Origin of the sequence: Pseudomonas sp. NPDC089408 (assembly GCF_044749445.1) — a bacterium.
Taxonomy (GTDB): Bacteria; Pseudomonadota; Gammaproteobacteria; order Pseudomonadales; family Pseudomonadaceae; genus Aquipseudomonas.
Map to the genome: position 1 here is coordinate 22,507 of NZ_JBIVHY010000010.1, position 19,305 is coordinate 41,811.

20 protein-coding genes are annotated in these 19,305 nt (G+C 63.6%); 14 read left to right on the forward strand and 6 right to left on the reverse strand.

Going from position 1 to position 19,305, the window contains the following annotated elements; all coding sequences use genetic code 11:
* Positions 1–7: 7 nt before the first annotated feature.
* A complete protein-coding gene (locus tag ACIP02_RS17070) occupies positions 8–598 on the forward strand; it encodes an LON peptidase substrate-binding domain-containing protein (RefSeq protein ID WP_400618194.1) in 591 nt (196 codons plus the stop codon).
* Between the two features lie 110 nt (positions 599–708).
* Here ACIP02_RS17070 and ACIP02_RS17075 read toward each other — a convergent pair whose 3' ends face one another.
* Positions 709–2,025 carry a bifunctional DedA family/phosphatase PAP2 family protein gene (locus tag ACIP02_RS17075; protein WP_400618196.1) on the reverse strand — a complete coding sequence of 439 codons (1,317 nt, stop codon included), beginning with the start codon at positions 2,023–2,025 and terminating at the stop codon, positions 709–711.
* A gap of 2 nt (positions 2,026–2,027) precedes the next feature.
* Positions 2,028–2,696: a DNA-3-methyladenine glycosylase gene (locus ACIP02_RS17080; protein ID WP_400618198.1), complete on the reverse strand. Its 669-nt coding sequence runs from the start codon at positions 2,694–2,696 to the stop codon at positions 2,028–2,030.
* 492 nt (positions 2,697–3,188) lie between these two features.
* Between ACIP02_RS17080 and ACIP02_RS17085 the strand changes: the two genes are divergently transcribed.
* The 13 genes from ACIP02_RS17085 (at position 3,189) to ACIP02_RS17145 (ending at position 15,701) form a co-directional block, all read left to right on the forward strand.
* Positions 3,189–4,460 (forward strand): glutamate-5-semialdehyde dehydrogenase, encoded by a 1,272-nt coding sequence (locus tag ACIP02_RS17085; protein ID WP_400618201.1) that lies wholly within the window; start codon positions 3,189–3,191, stop codon positions 4,458–4,460.
* 1 nt (position 4,461) lies between these two features.
* Positions 4,462–5,121, forward strand: a complete 660-nt coding sequence (gene nadD, locus ACIP02_RS17090) for a nicotinate-nucleotide adenylyltransferase (protein ID WP_400618204.1) — start codon at positions 4,462–4,464, stop codon at positions 5,119–5,121.
* Positions 5,122–5,164: 43 nt separating this feature from the next.
* Positions 5,165–5,587 (forward strand): ribosome silencing factor, encoded by a 423-nt coding sequence (gene rsfS / locus ACIP02_RS17095; RefSeq protein WP_400618207.1) that lies wholly within the window; start codon positions 5,165–5,167, stop codon positions 5,585–5,587.
* A gap of 9 nt (positions 5,588–5,596) precedes the next feature.
* Positions 5,597–6,064 (forward strand): 23S rRNA (pseudouridine(1915)-N(3))-methyltransferase RlmH, encoded by a 468-nt coding sequence (gene rlmH, locus ACIP02_RS17100; RefSeq protein WP_003249722.1) that lies wholly within the window; start codon positions 5,597–5,599, stop codon positions 6,062–6,064.
* Between the two features lie 16 nt (positions 6,065–6,080).
* Positions 6,081–7,970, forward strand: coding sequence for a penicillin-binding protein 2 (gene mrdA, locus ACIP02_RS17105; protein ID WP_400618210.1), 1,890 nt, complete (start codon positions 6,081–6,083; stop codon positions 7,968–7,970).
* A gap of 38 nt (positions 7,971–8,008) precedes the next feature.
* Positions 8,009–9,112 carry a rod shape-determining protein RodA gene (rodA, locus tag ACIP02_RS17110; RefSeq protein WP_400618534.1) on the forward strand — a complete coding sequence of 368 codons (1,104 nt, stop codon included), beginning with the start codon at positions 8,009–8,011 and terminating at the stop codon, positions 9,110–9,112.
* 17 nt (positions 9,113–9,129) lie between these two features.
* Positions 9,130–10,140 (forward strand): lytic murein transglycosylase B, encoded by a 1,011-nt coding sequence (gene mltB, locus ACIP02_RS17115; RefSeq protein WP_400618213.1) that lies wholly within the window; start codon positions 9,130–9,132, stop codon positions 10,138–10,140.
* Positions 10,140–11,144 (forward strand): septal ring lytic transglycosylase RlpA family protein, encoded by a 1,005-nt coding sequence (locus ACIP02_RS17120; protein WP_400618216.1) that lies wholly within the window; start codon positions 10,140–10,142, stop codon positions 11,142–11,144. Before mltB ends, ACIP02_RS17120 begins: the two co-directional genes overlap by 1 nt.
* 333 nt (positions 11,145–11,477) lie before the next feature.
* Positions 11,478–12,638: a D-alanyl-D-alanine carboxypeptidase family protein gene (locus tag ACIP02_RS17125; protein WP_400618218.1), complete on the forward strand. Its 1,161-nt coding sequence runs from the start codon at positions 11,478–11,480 to the stop codon at positions 12,636–12,638.
* Between the two features lie 73 nt (positions 12,639–12,711).
* Positions 12,712–12,987: a DUF493 domain-containing protein gene (locus ACIP02_RS17130; RefSeq protein WP_003249736.1), complete on the forward strand. Its 276-nt coding sequence runs from the start codon at positions 12,712–12,714 to the stop codon at positions 12,985–12,987.
* The gene (gene lipB / locus ACIP02_RS17135) at positions 12,987–13,634 is read left to right on the forward strand and encodes a lipoyl(octanoyl) transferase LipB (protein ID WP_400618221.1); all 648 of its coding nucleotides are present in this window, start codon (positions 12,987–12,989) and stop codon (positions 13,632–13,634) included. The genes ACIP02_RS17130 and lipB overlap by 1 nt, the downstream gene beginning before the upstream one ends.
* Positions 13,635–13,636: 2 nt before the next feature.
* Positions 13,637–14,653, forward strand: coding sequence for a lipoyl synthase (gene lipA / locus ACIP02_RS17140; RefSeq protein ID WP_400618224.1), 1,017 nt, complete (start codon positions 13,637–13,639; stop codon positions 14,651–14,653).
* Positions 14,654–14,762: 109 nt separating this feature from the next.
* Positions 14,763–15,701, forward strand: a complete 939-nt coding sequence (locus ACIP02_RS17145) for an LD-carboxypeptidase (protein ID WP_400618227.1) — start codon at positions 14,763–14,765, stop codon at positions 15,699–15,701.
* A gap of 148 nt (positions 15,702–15,849) precedes the next feature.
* Here ACIP02_RS17145 and ACIP02_RS17150 read toward each other — a convergent pair whose 3' ends face one another.
* From ACIP02_RS17150 to lptE, 4 genes are all read right to left on the reverse strand, one after another.
* Complete coding sequence (locus ACIP02_RS17150) at positions 15,850–17,166, reverse strand: lytic murein transglycosylase (protein ID WP_400618230.1); 1,317 nt, start codon at positions 17,164–17,166, stop codon at positions 15,850–15,852.
* 60 nt (positions 17,167–17,226) lie between these two features.
* On the reverse strand, positions 17,227–17,391 hold the full coding sequence (gene arfA / locus ACIP02_RS17155) for an alternative ribosome rescue factor ArfA (protein ID WP_009685838.1): 165 nt from the start codon (positions 17,389–17,391) through the stop codon (positions 17,227–17,229).
* A 209-nt stretch (positions 17,392–17,600) separates the two neighbouring features.
* Complete coding sequence (gene holA / locus ACIP02_RS17160; protein WP_400618234.1) at positions 17,601–18,638, reverse strand: DNA polymerase III subunit delta; 1,038 nt, start codon at positions 18,636–18,638, stop codon at positions 17,601–17,603.
* 39 nt (positions 18,639–18,677) lie between these two features.
* Positions 18,678–19,283, reverse strand: a complete 606-nt coding sequence (gene lptE, locus ACIP02_RS17165; RefSeq protein ID WP_400618237.1) for an LPS assembly lipoprotein LptE — start codon at positions 19,281–19,283, stop codon at positions 18,678–18,680.
* Between the last annotated feature and the right edge of the window lie 22 nt (positions 19,284–19,305).

Consider the following 19,305-nt stretch of genomic DNA (forward strand, 5'->3'; position numbering starts at 1 on the left):
ACTTGTAATGACACTACCGCTGTTTCCGCTCAACACCGTGCTGTTTCCTGGCTGCTTTCTCGATTTGCAGATTTTCGAGGCGCGCTACCTGGACATGATCGGGCGCTGCATGAAGCGGGGCGAAGGGTTTGGTGTGGTGTGCATCCTGGAAGGCGAGCAGGTCGGCAAGGCGCCGCCGGTGGTTGCGTCAATCGGCTGTGAGGCGGTGATCCGCGACTTCGTGCAGCAGGATAACGGCTTGCTGGGTATTCGCGTTGAAGGGGTGCGGCGCTTCAACCTGGACAGCACCGAGGTACAGAAGGACCAGTTGCTGGTGGGCCAGGTGCAATGGCTGCCGGAACAGGCGGACAGCCCGCTGCAGGAGGCGGATGACGACTTGCTGGCACTGCTGGTGGCTTTGGGCGAGCACCCGATGGTCGAAGCCCTGGACATGCCACGCCCGGTGGACGGGCAGCAGGCGTTGGCCAACCAGTTGGCGTATCTGTTGCCGTTCATGGAGGAGGACAAGCTCGACTTGTTGACCCTTGACTCGCCGCAGCAGCGGCTGGGGGAGATACAGAAGTTGCTGGAGCGGATTCAGGGTGAGTTGTTTGCCTGAGGGTTGTGTTTGCGTGTGCGGGCCTCTTCGCGGGTGAACCCGCTCCTACAGCGAGCCCAATACCCTGTGTAGGAGCGGGTTCACCCGCGAATAGGCCGGTACAGGCACCATCAATACTGATAACGCAACAAAGCCTGGGGCAACGCATGCATGGCAAAAAACGCCAGTAGCGCAATACACGCCGGCAGCACCAGCCACCACACCCGCTGTGGCAAGGCTGGCAGCGTCTGCTTGTGTTGCACCAACGTCAGGCTAAGCGCACACACGCAGCACGCCAGCATGGCCCCGGCGAGGATGTCGGTCGGCCAGTGCGCCCCCAGGTACACCCGCGACAGCGCAATCGCCAGCGCCGGAATACAACCCAGCATCACCCAGGTCAGGCGCATGCGCGGCGGCTGTCCACGCCCGGCCAGCACCGCCAGCACCAAAAAGAACGCAAACGACGCCGAACTGTGCCCGCTGGGCATGCTGTAGCTGGTCAGCGGGTCGCTCAGCACCTCGGGGCGGGCCCGCGCAAACAGCCATTTCAGGGAGCCGTTGGCGATCGCCGTGCCCATCAGCGCGCCTGTGGCGAACAGTGCGTGGCGCCATTGCCGGGCGAGCAGCAGTAGCCCGGTCAGCAGGACACCGAGGAAAAACTGGGTGCGGAAGTCACCCAGCCGGGTTACCAGCACCACCGTGCCATCGATGGCCTGGCTGCGGTGTTCCTGCACAAGCGTCATTACGCCTTGATCGAACTCGTGCAGGTAGGGCCAGCCCAGAAACAACCCGGCCAGGGCCAGGAAGCACAGGCCGGCCACCAGCCGGGTGCCGTGGCGCTGGTCGCGGATGCTGCTGTTCAGGCTCAGGCCGATCAGCACTGCCAGGGTGCCGGCAATGATCCCGGCATCCAGCCAGAAGCCTTCCGGCAATGGCAGGCGCATCGCCGCGCCCGTGGCCCAGCCGGGTAGCAGGTAAGCCACCGACCAGCCGGCGCCGGCCACCAGGCTGACGGCAATGAAGCGTGGCAGCGGCATGTCGAACATGCCGGCGACCATCGGCAGCATAGGCCGCAGCGGGCCGATGAAGCGGCCGACCAGCAGGCTGGCGATGCCGTAGCGCTGGAAATACGCCTCGGCGCTGCCGATCCACTCCGGGTGGTGCCGCAGCAAGGGCAGGCGGCGGATGTTCTGGTGGAAGTACTTGCCCACCGTATACGACAAGGCATCCCCGAGCAGGCCACCGAGAAAGCCCAGCAACAGCGTTTCACCGAGGCTGAAGGCGCCGCTGCCAGCCAGTACCGCCACGGCGAACAGCAGTACCGTGCCGGGTACAATGATGCCGGCAATGGCCAGGCACTCGATGCAGGCAATGAGGAAAATCGCCAGGCCAAGCCACTGCGGGTTGGCGCCGAGCCAAGCGGTCAGGCTGTCGAGCCATTGGCCCATGTTCAGCTTCCTTGTTCGAGAATGAAGAAGTCCCGGCCTTCGACTTGGCCGCGGCGTAACGGGTTCCGTGTGCAAAAGCGTGCATATTCGGCGTCGACGAAGCGGTAGGGCAGGTGCTCGTCCCGCCCGTGCGGGATGCCCAGGCGGGCGGCCTGGATCACCCGTGGTACCGGGTTGCCGCAATCTTCCACGTACAGGCGCTCGGCGTCGAAGCGCTGGGCGTCCCAATGCGGCACTTTCAGGCCCAGTGCGCGGCACAGCAGCGTTTGCCCGGCACACAGGCGTTCGGCCGGGCGCACCTGGCCGCTGGCGTCGGGGTTGTTCAGTTGCATCTGCGCCAGGCTGTTGGGGCCCGAGAGGGCGTCCTGCCAAGGATAGGCAGACTTGATCAGCACCGCGTTGCCCGGCCCGTGGGCGCTGAAGTTCAGCGAATCGCCGCCGCGGGCGTAGTACATGTAGATGTGCCCGCCGTCGAGGAACAGGGCCTTGCGCTTTTCGGTGTAGCCGAGCGAGGCATGGCTGCCTTTGTCGGTGAGGTAGTAGGCCTCGGTCTCGATGATGCGCGCGGCCAGCCACAGGTCACCGTGGCGATGGCGGATGACTTTGCCTAGCAGGGCCTTGGCCAGGGTCTGGGCGTCGCGGTCGAAAAAGCTGTCGGGCAGGGCTGGCATGCGGACGGTTCGCGGTTGGGGAGGCGGGGATGATAGCAATGAATGGCTTAATCGAGGCTGAACCTGAGGAGGGACTGATTGGTATCTGTATGTTTCATTGGGAGAGTGGCTGGTGGGGTTTGCCTTGAAAGGTTTGGCGCCTGTGAAATCGAGCGCCGCCCGCGCGGCGCTTCGCGGGGCAAGCCCGCTCCCACATCTGTTTCGGGCCAGTTATTCCTGTAACCGACGCACTCGCACCCTTGGCGTCCGCCTTGATATTCAAATTGGAACAACAAGGCGGTCGCGCGCCGCCGGCACAGGACGCACTGGCCCGAAATAGATGTGGGAGCGGGCTTGCCCCGCGAAGCGCCGCGCGGGCGGCGCTCGATTTCACAGGCGCAGAAAGGTTATAGGCGAACAACCATTTTCTACCATCCGCCTCCCGCCGCTGGGCGTATACCTGCGCGGCAGTTATAATCAGCCGATTTCCCCTTTCGCCAAGACACCGAACCCATGACTGAGTCCGTTCTTGACTACATGACCCGCCTGGGTCGCGCTGCCCGGGAGGCTTCCCGGGTGATCGGCCGTGCCAGCACCGCGCAGAAGAACCGCGCCCTGCAAGCCGCCGCCGAGGCGCTGGATGGCGCACGTGCCGAGCTGACTGCCGCCAACCAACTGGACCTGGCCGCTGGCCGCGCCAATGGCCTTGAGCCGGCGCTGCTTGACCGCCTGGCCCTGACCCCTGCGCGTATCGACGGCATGATCACCGGCTTGCGCCAGGTGGCCAGCCTGCCGGACCCGGTCGGTGCCATCCGCGACATGAGCTACCGCCCGTCAGGCATCCAGGTCGGCAAGATGCGCACGCCGCTGGGGGTGATCGGGATCATCTACGAGTCGCGCCCGAACGTAACCATCGATGCCGCCAGCCTGTGCCTGAAGTCGGGTAACGCGACCATCCTGCGGGGCGGCTCCGAAGCCATCCATTCCAACCGTGCCATCGCCACCTGTATCCAGCGTGGGCTGGCCGAGGCCGGCTTGCCGGCGGCAGTGGTGCAGGTGGTCGAGACCACTGACCGCGAAGCCGTGGGCGCGCTGATCAGCATGCCGGAATTCGTCGACGTGATCGTCCCGCGCGGCGGCCGTGGCCTGATCGAGCGCATCAGCCGCGATGCCCGCGTGCCGGTCATCAAGCACCTGGACGGTATCTGCCATGTCTATGTCAGCCAGCATGCCGACCTGGACAAGGCCTGGAACGTGGCCTTCAACGCCAAGACCTACCGCTACGGCATCTGCGGCGCCATGGAAACCCTGCTGGTCGACCAGCAGGTGGCCGAGCGCTTCTTGCCGGAGATGGCCCGCCGCTTCCACGACAAGGGCGTAGAGCTGCGTGGCTGCGAGCGGACCCGGGCGTTCATCGATGCCAAACCGGCCACAGAAGCTGACTGGCATACCGAGTACCTCGACGCCATCTTGTCGATCCGCGTCGTCGATGGCCTGGACCAGGCCATCGAGCACATCAACCACTATGGCTCGCACCACACCGACTCGATCATCAGCGAACACCAGGGCGAAGCCCGCCAGTTCATGGCTGAAGTCGATTCGGCGTCGGTCATGCTCAACACCCCGACCTGCTTCGCCGACGGCTTCGAGTACGGCCTGGGTGCGGAAATCGGCATTTCCACCGACAAGCTGCATGCCCGCGGCCCGGTCGGCCTGGAAGGCCTGACCTGCGAAAAATACGTGGTGATCGGCGACGGCCAGCTGCGCGGCCAAGGGGCCTGCTGAGTTGAGCAAGGCTCAGGCAGTCCGGCGCATCGGCATTCTAGGCGGCACCTTCGACCCCGTGCACATCGGCCACCTGCGCAGCGCGCTGGAAGTGGCTGAGTTCATGGGGCTGGACGAGTTGCGCCTGCTGCCCAATGCCCGGCCGCCACACCGTGACACCCCGCAGGTGGCCGCGCAAGACCGCCTGGCCATGGTCCGCGAAGCGGTGCAGGGCGTGGCGTGCCTGAGCGTCGACGCCCGCGAGCTCGAGCGTGACAAGCCTTCGTATACCATCGACACGCTGGAATCGATCCGCGCCGAACTGGCCGGCAACGACCAGCTGTTCCTGCTGCTGGGCTGGGATGCCTTCTGTGGCTTGCCCAACTGGCACCGCTGGGAAGAATTGCTGCAACACTGTCACATCCTCGTGCTGCAACGCCCGGATGCCGACGTAGAACCCCCTGACGAGCTGCGCAACCTGCTGGCTGCGCGCTCCGAGAGCGATCCCACCGCCATGTCCGGCCCGGCGGGAAATATTTCGTTCGTCTGGCAGACACCGCTTGCGGTGTCGGCTACACAGATCCGACAGCTGCTGGCCAGCGGCAAATCGGTGAGGTTCCTGGTGCCGGACGCCGTACTGGCCTATATCGAGGCGCACGAACTGTATCGTGCGCCCAACTGACGGTGCCTCTGGCGCCTCATCCAACGAGTTGAACGAGTTTTATATGACCAAGCAGAAAATTTACGGCGAAGAACTGGTCGCAGTGACCAAGGCCGCGCTGGAAGACGTCAAGGCCCAGGACATCCAGGTCATCGACGTGCGCGAAAAGCATAGCCTGACCGACTACATGATCATTGCCACCGGTACCTCCAACCGCCAGATCAACGCGATGGCCGAAAAGGTTCGCGAAGCGGTCAAGGCCAAGGGCGCACAGCCACTGGGCGAAGAAGGCAAGGGCGACAGCGACTGGGTACTGCTGGACCTGAACGACGTCATCGTGCACATGATGACTGGCGCTGCCCGCCAGTTCTACGACCTGGAGCGCCTGTGGGCGGGTGCCGAGCAGAGCCGTGCTGCTGATGCCAAACACCACAGCCCGGAAAACACCAGCGACTACTTCACCGACAAGCTCAAAGACCGGGAATAAGGAAGCGTCGTGCGTCTTCGCCTGATCGCGGTCGGCTCGCGCATGCCGAAGTGGGTCGAGGAAGGCTGGCATGAATATGCCAAGCGCCTGCCCGCCGAGCTGTCGCTGGAGCTGGTGGAAATCCCGCTGAACACCCGTGGCAAAAATGCCGATGTCGCCCGCCTGATCCGTCAGGAGGGCGAAGCGATGCTGAGCAAGGTGCAGCCCGGCGAACGCATCGTCACCCTCGAGGTCCATGGCAAGCCCTGGAGTACCGAGCAGCTGGCGACCGAGCTGGACCGCTGGCGGCTGGATGCGCGCACGGTCAATTTGATGGTGGGAGGCCCGGAAGGCCTGGCGCCTGAGGTTTGCGCGCGCGCCGAGCAACGCTGGTCGCTGTCGCCGCTGACCCTGCCGCACCCGTTGGTAAGGATACTCATCGGCGAGCAGATCTACCGCGCCTGGACCGTGTTGTCCGGGCACCCTTACCACAAATGAGCCTGTAAGCAGTCCGATGTCGCAGCCGATCCGTCTCAAGGACCACGAGAAAGACGCCCGCCTGGTGCGCAACCGCGTCGTGGTCGGCGCAGTGGCGGTCATGCTGCTTATTTGCGTGCTGATCGCCCGGCTGTACTACCTGCAGATCATTCAGTACGACTACCACTCGACGCTGTCGGAGAACAACCGGGTGCATGTGCAGCCGATCCCGCCAACCCGTGGGCTGATCTTCGACCGCAACGGCGTGATCGTTGCCGACAACCGGCCCAGCTTCAGCCTGTCGATGACCCGCGAACGTGCGGGTAACTGGCAGGAAGTGCTGGATACCATCGTTGAAGTGCTGGAACTGACGGATGATGATCGGGCGCTGTTCGAGAAGCGCATGCGCCAAGGCCGCCGGCCGTTCGAGCCGGTGCCGATCCTGTTCGAGCTCAACGAAGAACAGATCGCCCGGGTGGCGGTGAACCAGTTCCGCCTGCCGGGCGTCGAAGTGGTGGCGCAGCTGGTGCGGCATTACCCGCAGGGGGCGCACTTTGCGCATTCCGTGGGGTATGTGGGGCGGATCAACGAAAAAGAACTGAAAACCCTCGACCCGGTGAACTACAGCGGCACCCACCATATTGGCAAGACCGGCATCGAGCGCTTCTACGAAGATGCCCTGCACGGCCAGGTGGGTTACGAGGAAGTCGAAACCAACGCCCGGGGCCGGGTGTTGCGGGTGCTCAAACGCACCGACCCCAAGCCGGGCAAGGACATCGTGCTGAGCCTGGACATCAAACTGCAGGAAGCCGCCGAAGCCGCCCTGGGTGGCCGCCGTGGTGCGGTAGTGGCGCTTGACCCGCGAACAGGCGAAGTCCTGGCCATGGTCAGCCAGCCCAGCTTCGACCCCAACCTGTTTGTCACCGGCATCAGCTTCAAGGCCTATGCCGAGCTGCGCGACTCGATTGATCGGCCGCTGTTCAACCGTGTGCTGCGTGGCCTGTACCCGCCGGGTTCGACCATCAAGCCGGCGGTGGCCATCGCCGGCCTCGACAGTGGCGTAGTCAATGCCAGTAGCCGGGTGTTCGACCCGGGCTACTACCAGTTGCCCAATTACGACCACAAGTACCGTAACTGGAACCGCTCCGGTGATGGCTGGGTCGACCTGGATACCGCGATCATGCGTTCCAACGATACCTATTTCTACGACCTTGCGCACAAGATGGGCATCGATCGGCTGTCCAGCTACATGAACAAGTTCGGTATCGGCCAGCGGGTGTCCCTCGACATGTTCGAGGAGTCTGCCGGGCTGATGCCTTCGCGCGAGTGGAAGCGCGCCACCCGCCGCCAGGCCTGGTTCCCCGGCGAAACCTTGATCCTCGGCATCGGCCAGGGCTACATGCAGGCGACGCCGCTGCAACTGGCCCAGGCCACGGCACTGATCGCCAACAAGGGTGTGTGGAACCGCCCGCACCTGGCCAAGACCATCGAAGGCCAGCAGCCGGTAGATGACAACCCGATGGAAGACATTGTGCTGCGCGACAAGTCTGACTGGGCCAAGGTTACCCATGGCATGGAGCAGGTGATGCACGGCGCCCGTGGTACGGCGCGCAAGGCCGCAGCCGGTGCCCAGTATCGTATTGCCGGCAAGAGCGGTACCGCCCAGGTGGTGGCGATCAAGCAGGGCGAGAAGTACGACCGCAACAAACTCCAGGAGCGCCACCGCGACCATGCGCTGTTCGTCGCCTTTGCCCCGGCCGAAGCCCCAAAGATCGTGGTCTCGGTGATGGTCGAGAACGGTGAGTCCGGTTCGGGTGTGGCCGCGCCGGTGGTGCGACAGATCATGGACGCCTGGCTGCTCGACGAAAATGGCCGGCTCAAGCCCGAGTTCGCGCCTGCCACCGTTACCCAGGAATCGGCCCTGTGATGAACAATTTCGATCGCATGCTCTCCAGCGAGGATGTGATGCGTCGGCGCGCCAGCTTCCTGCAGCGCATCCATATTGATGGCCCGTTGCTGATCATCCTGCTGACCCTCGCGGCCGGCAGCCTGTTCGTGCTCTATTCGGCCAGTGGCAAGAACTGGGACCTGCTGCTCAAGCAGGCCACCTCGTTCGGCATCGGCCTGGTGTCGATGTTCGTCATCGCCCAGCTGGAGCCGCGCTTCATGGCCCGCTGGGTGCCACTGGCGTACCTGGCCGGGGTGCTGTTGCTGGTGGTGGTGGACGTGATGGGCCACAACGCCATGGGCGCCACGCGCTGGATCAACATCCCCGGGGTGATCCGCTTCCAGCCCTCGGAGTTCATGAAGATCATCATGCCGGCGACCATCGCCTGGTACTTGTCCAAGCGCACCTTGCCGCCGCACCTGAAACACGTGGCAATAAGCCTGGTGTTGATCGGTGTGCCGTTCATTCTTATCGTGCGTCAGCCGGACCTGGGGACAGCGCTGCTGATCCTCGCCTCCGGTGCCTTTGTGCTGTTCATGGGGGGGCTGCGCTGGCGCTGGATTCTCAGTGTGCTGGCGGCGGCAGTGCCGGTGGCGGTGGCGATGTGGTTCTTTGTCATGCACGACTACCAGAAACAGCGGGTACTGACCTTCCTCGACCCGGAAAGCGACCCATTGGGTACCGGCTGGAACATCATCCAGTCCAAGGCTGCCATCGGCTCGGGCGGGGTGTTCGGCAAGGGTTGGCTGCTCGGCACCCAGTCGCACCTGGACTTCCTCCCGGAAAGCCACACCGACTTCATCATTGCCGTGCTCGGTGAGGAGTTTGGCCTGGTGGGTATCTGCCTGCTGCTGATCGTCTACCTGCTGCTGATCGGCCGTGGCCTGATGATCACCGCGCAGGCGCAGACCCTGTTTGGCAAGCTGCTCGCGGGCAGCCTGACCATGACGTTCTTTGTGTACGTGTTCGTCAATATCGGGATGGTCAGCGGCCTGCTGCCCGTGGTGGGCGTGCCGCTGCCTTTTATCAGCTATGGCGGAACATCGTTGGTGACGCTGTTGTCAGCGTTTGGCGTTTTAATGTCGATCCATACGCACCGCAAATGGATCGCGCAGGTTTGAATAAGGTGAACAATTTCATGCAAGCAGTGCGTAACTGGGCTGCCCGTTGTGCGCCGTGGATCGGCGCGGTGGGCCTGTTCGGCGCTGTACAGCTGGCCCATGCCGGCGATTATGACGGCTCGCCGAAGGTGGCCGAGTTCGTTGGCGAGATGAGCCGCGACTACGGTTTTGCCCCTGAACAGCTGATGGGCGTGTTCCGTGAGGTTCAGCGCAAGCAGTCGATCCTCGATGCCATTTCGCGGCCGGCCGAACGGGTAAAACCGTGGAAGGAGTACCGGCCGATGTTCATTACCGATGCGCGCATTGCCCGTGGTGTGGACTTCTGGCGCCAGCATGAGGCAGTACTGGCACGTGCCGAGCAGGAATACGGCGTACCGGCGCAATACATTGTCGCGATCATCGGCGTGGAAACCTTCTTCGGCCGCAATACCGGCAACTACCGCGTGATCGACGCCTTGTCGACATTGGGCTTCGACTACCCGCCGCGGGCCGAATTCTTCCGCAAGGAGCTGCGTGAGTACCTGCTGTTGGCGCGTGACGAGCAGCTCGACCCGCTGACGCTCAAGGGTTCCTACGCGGGCGCCATGGGGCTGCCGCAGTTCATGCCTAGCAGCTTCCGCAACTACGCGGTGGACTTTGACGGCGACGGCCACATCAATATCTGGAACAACCCGGACGATGCCATCGGCAGCGTGGCCAGCTACTTCAAGCGCCACGGCTGGGTCGCCGGCGAGGGCGTGGTCAGCCGCGCCTGGGTCCAGGGCGAGCGCGCCGAACAGGGCCTGACCACCGGTATCGAACCGGTCAAGACGGTCGGGGAGTTGCGTAGCCTGGGTTGGTCGGTTCATGATTCGCTGCGCGATGATCTGCCGGTTACCGCTTTCCGTCTCGAGGGTGACAATGGCCCCGAATACTGGATGGGCCTGAAGAACTTCTACGCGATCACGCGTTACAACCGCAGCGTGATGTATGCCATGGCGGTGCATCAGCTCGCGGAACAGCTGGTTCAAGTACGGGGCGTCAAGTAATGCGCGCAATCATCTCTGCCAATTCCTTCAAGCTGCTCACCTGTCTTGCCGTCGGCGTGGTGCTGGCCAGTTGCTCTTCCAGCCGCCCGGCCCAGCAGCAAAGCAGTGGCAACGCGGTGCGCAGCCAACCAGGCCTGGACATCAACCGGGCGCACAAGGACGGCGCACCGTGGTGGGACGTGGATGTGAACAAGATCCCCGACGCCACGCCGACCGTGCACACCGGCAACTACAAGGCCAACCCGTACACGGTGCTGGGCAAGACCTACTACCCGATGCAGGACTCGCGCAATTACCGCGCCGAGGGCACGGCGTCGTGGTACGGCACCAAGTTCCACGGGCAGAACACCGCCAACGGCGAGCTGTACGACCTGTACGGCATGAGCGCTGCGCACAAGACCCTGCCGCTGCCGGCCTACGTCAAGGTGACCAACCTGGCCAACGGCCGTAGCGTCGTCCTGCGGGTCAACGACCGTGGCCCGTTCTATTCCGACCGCATCATCGACCTGTCCTATGCGGCGGCGAAAAAGCTCGGCTATGCCGAAATCGGTACCGCGCATGTGCGTGTCGAGGGCATCGACCCGCAGCAGTGGTGGGCCCAGCGCGGGCAAACCCCGCCAATGGTGCTGAAAGAGCCGCAAGTGGCGCAGACCCAGGCGATCCCGGCCACGACCGGGCGTGTCGAGCAATGGACGCCGCCGCCACAGCAGCATGCAGCGCCCGTGGTGCCGGTGCAGGTGGGGGGTAACAACGTGCCTGGCGGCAACGGTGGCAGCTTCCTGCAGGTGGGCGCTTTCGCCAACCCGGACGCCGCCGAACTGCTGCGCTCCAAGCTCAGCACCATGGTCAGCGCGCCGGTGTTCATCAGCTCGATCGTGCGTAACCAGCAGACCCTGCACCGCGTGCGCCTGGGGCCGATCGGCAGCCAGGGCGAGATCCAGCAGGCACAAGACAGCATCCGCCTGGCGAACTTGGGGCAGGCCAAGCTGGTCACAGCTGACTGACAGTGGGAGCGGGCGCGCCCGCGAAGCAGGCGATGCGGTGGATGGCACCGGCTGCGCCGGTGTTCGCGGGTAAACCCGCTCCTACAGGGTTTCGCATACCCCTGTGGGAGCGGGTTCACCCGCGAAGAAGGCAACACCAAACTGTCGGTTTTGTCATGAATTGCCGGGCACGGCCATGTACAATGTCGGCTTTTGCCCGCAGCGACATAAAGCCGCACTTTGATTTACAAATGCCGGCGGGCCAGGCCTACGGCCATAAAACTAGACTGACTGGCGCTGGGCACATGATCTTGCCCAGGGAACATCAGACCATTAGCGATTTTCGAGAGACGGATGAACATCACCAACCTTGCCAAACGACTTTGCCTGCCCGTACTGCTGATGATCACGCCTGCCGCCTTCGCGGCTGAGCAGATGACACCGGCACCACCGCAACTGGCAGCCAAGTCCTACGTACTCATGGACGCGTCCAGCGGCAACGTGCTGGTCGAGAACAACGGTGACGAGCGCCTGCCGCCAGCCAGCCTGACCAAGCTGATGACCGCCTACATCGCCACCCTGGACATCCGCCGCGGCCAGATCGGCGAGAACGACCCGGTTACCGTCAGCGAAAACGCCTGGCGTACCGGCGGTTCGCGCATGTTCATCAAGGTGGGCAGCCAGGTAACGGTCAGCGACCTGCTGCACGGCATCATCATCCAGTCCGGCAACGACGCCTCGGTCGCCCTGGCCGAGCACATCGCCGGCAGCGAAGACGCTTTCGCCGACATGATGAACAAGACGGCTGCCGACCTGGGCATGAGCAACAGCCACTTCATGAACCCGACCGGCCTGCCGAACCCGGAGCACTACTCGTCGGCCCACGACATGGCGACCCTGGCCCGTGCGATCATCAACGTCGACCCGGCCCACTACGCCATCTACTCGCAGAAAGAGTTCTTCTGGAACAACATCAAGCAGCCTAACCGCAACCTGCTGCTGTGGCGTGACAAGACGGTCGATGGCCTGAAAACCGGCCACACCGACGAAGCCGGCTACTGCATGGTGGCTTCGGCCGTTCGCGATGGCCAGCGCCTGATCGCCGTGGTGTTCGGTACCAACAGCGAGCAATCGCGTGCCGCCGAGACCCAGAAGCTGCTGACGTATGGCTTCCGCTTCTTCGAAACCCAGACCTTCTACCAGAAGGGTACCGAGCTGACCCAGGCTCCGGTCTGGAAGGGCGCCTCCAGCATCGTCAAGGCAGGCCTGGCCGACGACCTGACCATGACTATGCCTAAAGGCCAATTGAAGCGCCTTCAGGCTTCGATGACCATGAACCCGCAAATTACCGCGCCTATCGCCAAAGGTGACGTGATCGGTAAAGTGGAAGTCAAACTGGACGAGAAAGTGGTTCACAGCGCCGACCTGATCGCCCTCGATGGCGTTGAGGAAGGTGGTTTCTTCCGCCGTATGTGGGATAGCATCCGTCTATTCTTCTATGGCTTGTTCAACTGATACGTGACCTGCAAGCCCCCGCGTATCACGCGGGGGCATTGTTGTTGCCACGGCTTACGAGGCCGTTTCCGCCATGAGCGAACCAGACGTAAAGTCGCACAAGATCGAATTCCCTTGCGATGATTACCCGATCAAGGTCATCGGTGACACCGTTGTCGGCTTCAAGGACACGGTCATCGAGATTCTCAGCAAGCACGCCAAGGTCGACCTTTCCACGCTGGCCGAACGCCAGAGCAAGGAAGGCAAGTACACCACCGTGCAATTGCACATCGTTGCCGAAAGCGAGAACCAGCTGCACGATATCAACAGTGCCCTGCGCGCTACCGGCATCGTGAAAATGGTGCTCTGATGTCCGCCTGCCTCGGTTTTCGCGAACTTGGCCTGCAGCCCTATGAACCGGTGCTGGAGGCCATGCGTCGCTTTACCGAGCAGCGCAGCCCGGACAGCCAGGATGAAGTCTGGCTGGTCGAGCACCCCGCAGTCTTCACCCAGGGCCAGGCCGGCAAGGCCGAGCACCTGCTGGTGCCGGGCGACATCCCGGTGGTGCAGACCGACCGCGGTGGTCAGGTGACCTACCATGGCCCCGGGCAGCTGGTGGCCTACCTGCTGCTGGATGTACGCCGGCTGGGTTTTGGCGTGCGTGAGCTGGTCAGCCTTATCGAGCAGACCCTGGTTGATCTGCTTGCCAGTTATGACGTCCAGGCTGCGGCCAAGCCCGATGCGCCGGGCGTCTATGTCGACGGAGCGAAAATCGCCTCCCTCGGCCTGCGAATTCGCAATGGCCGCTCGTTCCATGGCCTTGCCCTGAACGTGGACATGGACCTTGCGCCATTCCGCCGAATCAACCCCTGCGGTTATGCGGGGCTGGCGATGACCCAGCTGCGTGACCTGGCAGGCCCGATCGAACTCGACGAGGTCAGGACAAGGCTGCGCGGACAGCTGGTCAAGCACCTCGACTACGCTGAGCAGACGACCCTCACGGGCGGAATCGACTGAATATGACAACTGTGCAAGAAGCCGTGCCGAACCTGATAACCACCCAGGATGTCACCCCGCGCCCAGCGCCGAAGAAGGTGGAAGCTGGGGTAAAACTGCGGGGCGCCGACAAGGTCGCGCGCATCCCGGTAAAGATCATCCCTACCGATGAGCTGCCGAAAAAGCCCGACTGGATTCGCGTGCGTATCCCGGTATCGCCCGAGGTAGACCGCATCAAGCAACTGCTGCGCAAGCACAAGCTGCACAGCGTGTGTGAAGAGGCCTCCTGCCCGAACCTGGGCGAGTGCTTCTCCGGTGGTACCGCCACCTTCATGATCATGGGTGACATCTGCACCCGTCGCTGCCCGTTCTGCGACGTTGGCCACGGCCGGCCGAAGCCGCTGGACCTGGACGAGCCGAAAAACCTGGCAGTCGCCATTGCCGACCTGCGCCTGAAGTACGTGGTAATCACCTCGGTGGACCGCGACGACCTGCGTGACGGTGGTGCCCAGCACTTTGCCGACTGCATCCGCGAAATCCGCGCGCTGTCGCCGGGCGTACAGCTGGAAACCCTGGTGCCGGACTACCGCGGCCGTATGGACGTGGCGCTGGAAATCACCGCGCAAGAGCCGCCGGATGTGTTCAACCACAACCTCGAAACCGTACCGCGCCTGTACAAGGCTGCGCGCCCGGGTTCGGACTACGACTGGTCGCTGGACCTGCTGCAGAAGTTCAAGCAGCTGGTACCGCATGTACCGACCAAGTCGGGCCTGATGCTCGGCTTGGGCGAGACCGACGAAGAAGTGATCGAAGTGATGCACCGCATGCGCGAGCATGACATCGACATGCTCACCCTCGGCCAGTACCTGCAGCCGTCGCGTAGCCACTTGCCTGTACAGCGCTTCGTCCACCCGGACACCTTCGCCTGGTTCGCCGAGGAAGGCTACAAGATGGGCTTCAAGAACGTTGCTTCTGGCCCGCTGGTGCGTTCTTCGTACCACGCCGACCAACAGGCGCACGAAGCCAAGATCAAGCTCTGAGCCTGGGCTGAAACACAAATGCCGATGCTTGCCGAAAAGGTAACGTCGGCATTTTTTTTGCCGGCGACAAGCCATAAGCTACACGCGACAAGATGTCTGGAGCTGCATGATGAATTGTGTCGATACCCTTACCGTACATTTGCCCAGGGCGATCTCGCAGGACGGCTGCTTCGCCATCATCGCGCCGGCGGGCTCGGCGCGGCTGGATACGCACAAGGTCAGCCAGTGGTTCGCTGATCGCGGCTACCGTTGCCGCATTTACCCAGGTGCCCTGCAGGCTCAGGGTTACCTGGCAGGCCCGGACCCGCAGCGGCTGCAGGACTTGCACGATGCCTTTGCCGACCCGGCGATCGACGCCATCCTGTGCATGCGCGGCGGCTACGGCAGCATGCGCCTGCTCGACCAGCTGGATTTCGAGCTGATCCGGCGCAACCCCAAGCCGCTGATCGGCTACAGCGACATAACCGCGCTGCACACAGCGCTGTACCGCCATTGCGGGATGCTTACCTTCCATGGCGGGATGCTCAATGCCGACCTGCTGGAGGGCAAGCTGGCGCCGACCGAGTCGTCACTGCTGGCGCAACTGGGCGGGCATGTGCGTGCAGGTGAGCAGATCGTGCACCCGGCAGGGTTCGCGTTGGACAGTGTGTTGCCGGGTGAGGCTAGCGGGCCGTTGCTGGGGGGCAACCTGTCGATGCTGGGCGCGACCATGGGCACGCTTGCCGAACTGGATACCCAGGGCTGCATCTTGTTCATCGAGGACGTCAACGAGCCGCTGTACCGGGTGGACCGGTTGCTGACCCAGATGCGCCTGGCGGGCAAGCTGGCGGGGGTCAAGGGCGTGCTGGTGGGGGATTTTGCCGGGATTACCACGGCGGCGTTGGCGCCGTTACTGGTGGAGACCTTCGGCCCGCTGGGCGTGCCGGTGCTGGCCGGGTGGCGCAGTGGGCATTGTGACCCGAATGTGTGCTTGCCGCTGGGGGCTCGGGTCAGGCTGGACAGTGGTCGGCAGAGCTTGGTGCTGGAGCAGGACCTGTTCAAGGCTTGAGATAGTCGGGGCTGCTTTGCAGCCCATCGCGACACAAGGCCGCTCCTACAGAGGACCGCGTTACCCCAATGTATCGCGGTCCCTGTAGGAGCGGCCTTGCCGGGGCGCCGGACCGGTCGGAAAGGGGCGCAACGCGCCCCCGGCTATCTCACTGCTGACGCAGGCTCTCAAGCAACTTATGGGTCGGATACCCATCCGCCGGCCACCCCAGCCCTTGCTGGGCATTGCGAATGGCCTTGCGGGTATTGGCACCGATAATGCCATCAGCATTGCCCGCCTCATGCCCACGGCTGTTCAGCAGGTTCTGCAATTCCATGCGTTCGCTGCGGCTGAGCGGCAGGTCTTCCTTAGGCCAGCTGCCGGCAATGAAGCCCCAGCCACTGAAGCGATCGCCCAGCAGGCTGACCGCCAACGCGTAGGACGACGAGTTGTTGTACTTGAGGATGGCGCGGAAGTTGTCCAGTACCAGGAACGCCGGGCCACGTGCGCCCGCGGGCAGCAGCAGGGCGGCAGACAGCTGGTTGCTACCTGCCGGCAATTGCGTGCCTGCCGGCAACTTCACGCCCATCGCCAGCCATTCGCTGACCGGCTTGCGCAGCGCGCCATCGGCCTGCCAGAAGTCGAAATCAGCAGGCACCTGCACTTCGAAGCCCCATGGCTGGCCACGCTTCCAGCCTGAGCTTTGCAGGTAGTGCGCAGTCGAGGCCAGGGCGTCCGGGGTGCTGTTCCAGATGTCGCGGCGGCCATCGCCGTCAAAGTCCACGGCATGGGTGTTATAGGTGGTCGGGATAAACTGGGTCTGGCCCATCGCGCCGGCCCACGAACCGCGCATGGCTTCAGGCTGGATGTCGCCATGCTGGATGATCTGCAGGGCGGCGATCAACTGGTCCTGGGCGAACTGCGGACGGCGTCCTTCGTAGGCCAGGGTCGCCAGCGAGCGGATAACCGACTTGCTGCCCTGGAACTGGCCGAAGTTGCTCTCCATGCCCCACACCGCCACCAATACCTGGCGGTCGACGCCATAGCGCTGCTCGAGGCGGGTCAGCAGGTCGGCGTTCTGCTCCAGCAGCCTCTTGCCGTTGCGCACACGCAGTGGCGACAGGGCGCCTTCGAGGTATTCCCATACTGGGCGGGTGAACTCTGGTTGGCTGCGGTCGGCCTTGATCACGTCCAGGTCGGGGGTAACACCGAGGAAGGCGCGGTCGAAGGTGCTTGGCGAAATACCGGCTTGCAGGGCCTGCTGGCGGAAGCCTGCCTGCCATTGGGCAAAGGTTTGCAGAGGCTGGATTTCAGTGCTGACGTCTGGCGTTGCACCGGGCACGGTTACCACGGGCGCCGGTTGCGCAGGGGCCAGCGGCAGCGCGTCGGCGGCGGTGGGTTTTTCCGCGCAGGCAACGAGCAGGATGAAGCTGGAGGCCGCGATCAGCTGGCGGGTTTCCCAACGGGGGAGAAGACGGAAGAGCATGCACAGATCCAGAATTGCAGGTCAGGTGACGACCATACCATGCCTGCGCTTGCGATGCTTTCATGCTGCCAAAAAGTAGGAAGCCTCCCAATCTCTCGATTGGAAGGCTTCGCGGCGGTAGCTGCCTTTGCCTTTTTCCGGTTGTTCCTGGCGGCAGCGGAACAGCGGTTGGGCGATGATCGATTTGGCCTTGTTGGGGCCGTGCTTTTTCGGCTTTTTGCTCATGGCGGGGTTCCCGTGGTGGTTGGGTTTCGGGGCGCACTGTAGGGCCCTGGGTGGGTGAGGGCCAATTGATTGTGTATATGGTTGAGATCCTGGGGTGCTATGCAGCCCATCGCGACACAAGGCCGCTCCTACAGGGGATACGCGATCTCCTGTAGGAGCGGCCTTGCCGGGGCGCCGGACCGGTCGGATGGGGCGCGAAGCGGCCCCGGTTATTCCGGGGGGAGTGCCAGGCGCTGACCAGCCATCAATAGTGATAGCCGCGCCAGGCCGGTCCACGGCGAACCCTGGGCCTGGCCCTTGATCTGTGCATCTATACGCTGGGCATCCTGCAGCAACTGCGCCCAACGCTGCGCCGAGAGGCGCTGCAGGGCCTTGCTGACCAGCGGCCGGCGTTTGTCCCAGATCGGCGGGCGAGCCTGGCTGAAGGCCTTGTCCAGCGGCACGCCCTGGCTGAACTGCTGGGCCAGCCCGGCCAGCTGGCGCAGCTCGCGGGCCAGTGCCCAAAGAATGACCGGCGGCTCCACGCCTTCCCCGCGCAAACCTTCGAGCATGCGCAGGGCATGGGCGGCTTCGCCGTTGAGAATGGCATCGACCAGGCCGAAGACATCGAAACGGGCACTGTCGGCGACAGCCGACTGCACGGTTTCTACGGTGATCTGGCTGCCTTCGGCCAGCAGTTTGAGCTTTTCGATCTCCTGCGCGGCGGCCAGCAGGTTGCCTTCGACGCGTGCGGCAATCAGGTCGACGGCGTCACGCTGTGCCGACAGGCCGGCTTGCTGCAGGCGCTGGTTGATCCACTGTGGCAGCTGTTGCACATCCACCGGCCAGATCTGGAGGAACTGGCAATGGGCGCCTTCGATCAAGGCCTTGCCCCACTTGGTCTTCTGCGCGCTGGCGTCGAGCTTGGGCAAGCTGATAAGCAGCAAGGTGTCTTCAGCGGGGTTGGCGCAGTACTCCATCAAGGCTGCGGCGCCCTTGTCACCGGGCTTGCCCGAGGGCAGGCGCAGCTCCAGCAGGCGCCGCTGGGCGAACAGCGACAGGCTGGCGCCCGCCTGGAGCAGGGTGCCCCAGTCGAAGTTGGCGTCGGCACTGAATACCTGACGTTCGTCAAAACCTTGCTGACGCGCGGTATGGCGGATGGCGTCGGCGGCTTCCTGGCACAGCAGCGGGTCGTCACCGCTGACCACGTAGACCGGGGCCAAGGCGCCTTGCAGGTGCTTGTTGAGTTGGGCGGGGGCGAGCTTCATGGCGAGCAGATGGGGCACCCGAAGGTGCCCCGCACGGGCTTAGTTGCCCGGAATTTCCAGTGGCGATTGCTGCGGCGTTTCTGCCTGCTGGCGGCGGGCAGCCTCCAGTGCGGCAGCTTCAGCCTGGGCGCGCTGGTCGGCTTTGTGCTGCAGTTCGTCCAGCTGGGCCGGGCTCAGCTGCTGCAGGCGCAAGACCATGGCGTTGACCAGGTCGCGACGCATTTCCTGGCGGGAGCGGGCGGCTTCCTGCTCGGAACCGGTGATGTTCGAGCCATCACGCACGTAGACCTTGCGTACTTCCAGCTTGTCGCTGAGCAGTTCCAGGTTGTTCAGGCCCTGAATGCTGTAGTCGAGTTCGGTGGTCAGTTCGTATTCGGCGGTACGGTTGCCGCTGTTGTAGCTGGCCGAGCGCTCGCGCTCCTGTTCGTTGGTCAGCACCAGGCGGTAAGGTGCGCCGGTGTGCACATTGACGCCGCTGTTCTTCAGGACCTGGCGCAGTTCCTTCACGGTGGCACCGTACGCATCACGCGCGCTGACGTCCATTTCCTTGATGCTCAACTCGTTGGTGCCAGTGCCGCGCAGCTGGAAACCGCAGGCGCTGAGCATGACCGCAAGGCCCATTACCAGCAAATTGCGTTTGATCATGTTGTTGCTCCCTTGTGGGCCT

What these genes read in the sequence shown, in the direction of transcription:
- ACIP02_RS17125 (WP_400618218.1), top strand. Translation starts at nt 11,478, where the DNA reads ATGAACATCACCAACCTTGCCAAACGACTTTGCCTGCCCGTACTGCTG.
- ACIP02_RS17075 (WP_400618196.1), bottom strand. Translation starts at nt 2,025, where the DNA reads ATGGGCCAATGGCTCGACAGCCTGACCGCTTGGCTCGGCGCCAACCCG.
- ACIP02_RS17145 (WP_400618227.1), top strand. Translation starts at nt 14,763, where the DNA reads ATGAATTGTGTCGATACCCTTACCGTACATTTGCCCAGGGCGATCTCG.
- lipA (WP_400618224.1), top strand. Translation starts at nt 13,637, where the DNA reads ATGACAACTGTGCAAGAAGCCGTGCCGAACCTGATAACCACCCAGGAT.
- ACIP02_RS17085 (WP_400618201.1), top strand. Translation starts at nt 3,189, where the DNA reads ATGACTGAGTCCGTTCTTGACTACATGACCCGCCTGGGTCGCGCTGCC.
- mltB (WP_400618213.1), top strand. Translation starts at nt 9,130, where the DNA reads ATGCAAGCAGTGCGTAACTGGGCTGCCCGTTGTGCGCCGTGGATCGGC.
- holA (WP_400618234.1), bottom strand. Translation starts at nt 18,638, where the DNA reads ATGAAGCTCGCCCCCGCCCAACTCAACAAGCACCTGCAAGGCGCCTTG.
- ACIP02_RS17130 (WP_003249736.1), top strand. Translation starts at nt 12,712, where the DNA reads ATGAGCGAACCAGACGTAAAGTCGCACAAGATCGAATTCCCTTGCGAT.
- rodA (WP_400618534.1), top strand. Translation starts at nt 8,009, where the DNA reads ATGCGTCGGCGCGCCAGCTTCCTGCAGCGCATCCATATTGATGGCCCG.
- mrdA (WP_400618210.1), top strand. Translation starts at nt 6,081, where the DNA reads ATGTCGCAGCCGATCCGTCTCAAGGACCACGAGAAAGACGCCCGCCTG.
- ACIP02_RS17150 (WP_400618230.1), bottom strand. Translation starts at nt 17,166, where the DNA reads ATGCTCTTCCGTCTTCTCCCCCGTTGGGAAACCCGCCAGCTGATCGCG.
- ACIP02_RS17070 (WP_400618194.1), top strand. Translation starts at nt 8, where the DNA reads ATGACACTACCGCTGTTTCCGCTCAACACCGTGCTGTTTCCTGGCTGC.
- lipB (WP_400618221.1), top strand. Translation starts at nt 12,987, where the DNA reads ATGTCCGCCTGCCTCGGTTTTCGCGAACTTGGCCTGCAGCCCTATGAA.
- rsfS (WP_400618207.1), top strand. Translation starts at nt 5,165, where the DNA reads ATGACCAAGCAGAAAATTTACGGCGAAGAACTGGTCGCAGTGACCAAG.
- arfA (WP_009685838.1), bottom strand. Translation starts at nt 17,391, where the DNA reads ATGAGCAAAAAGCCGAAAAAGCACGGCCCCAACAAGGCCAAATCGATC.
- ACIP02_RS17080 (WP_400618198.1), bottom strand. Translation starts at nt 2,696, where the DNA reads ATGCCAGCCCTGCCCGACAGCTTTTTCGACCGCGACGCCCAGACCCTG.
- lptE (WP_400618237.1), bottom strand. Translation starts at nt 19,283, where the DNA reads ATGATCAAACGCAATTTGCTGGTAATGGGCCTTGCGGTCATGCTCAGC.
- ACIP02_RS17120 (WP_400618216.1), top strand. Translation starts at nt 10,140, where the DNA reads ATGCGCGCAATCATCTCTGCCAATTCCTTCAAGCTGCTCACCTGTCTT.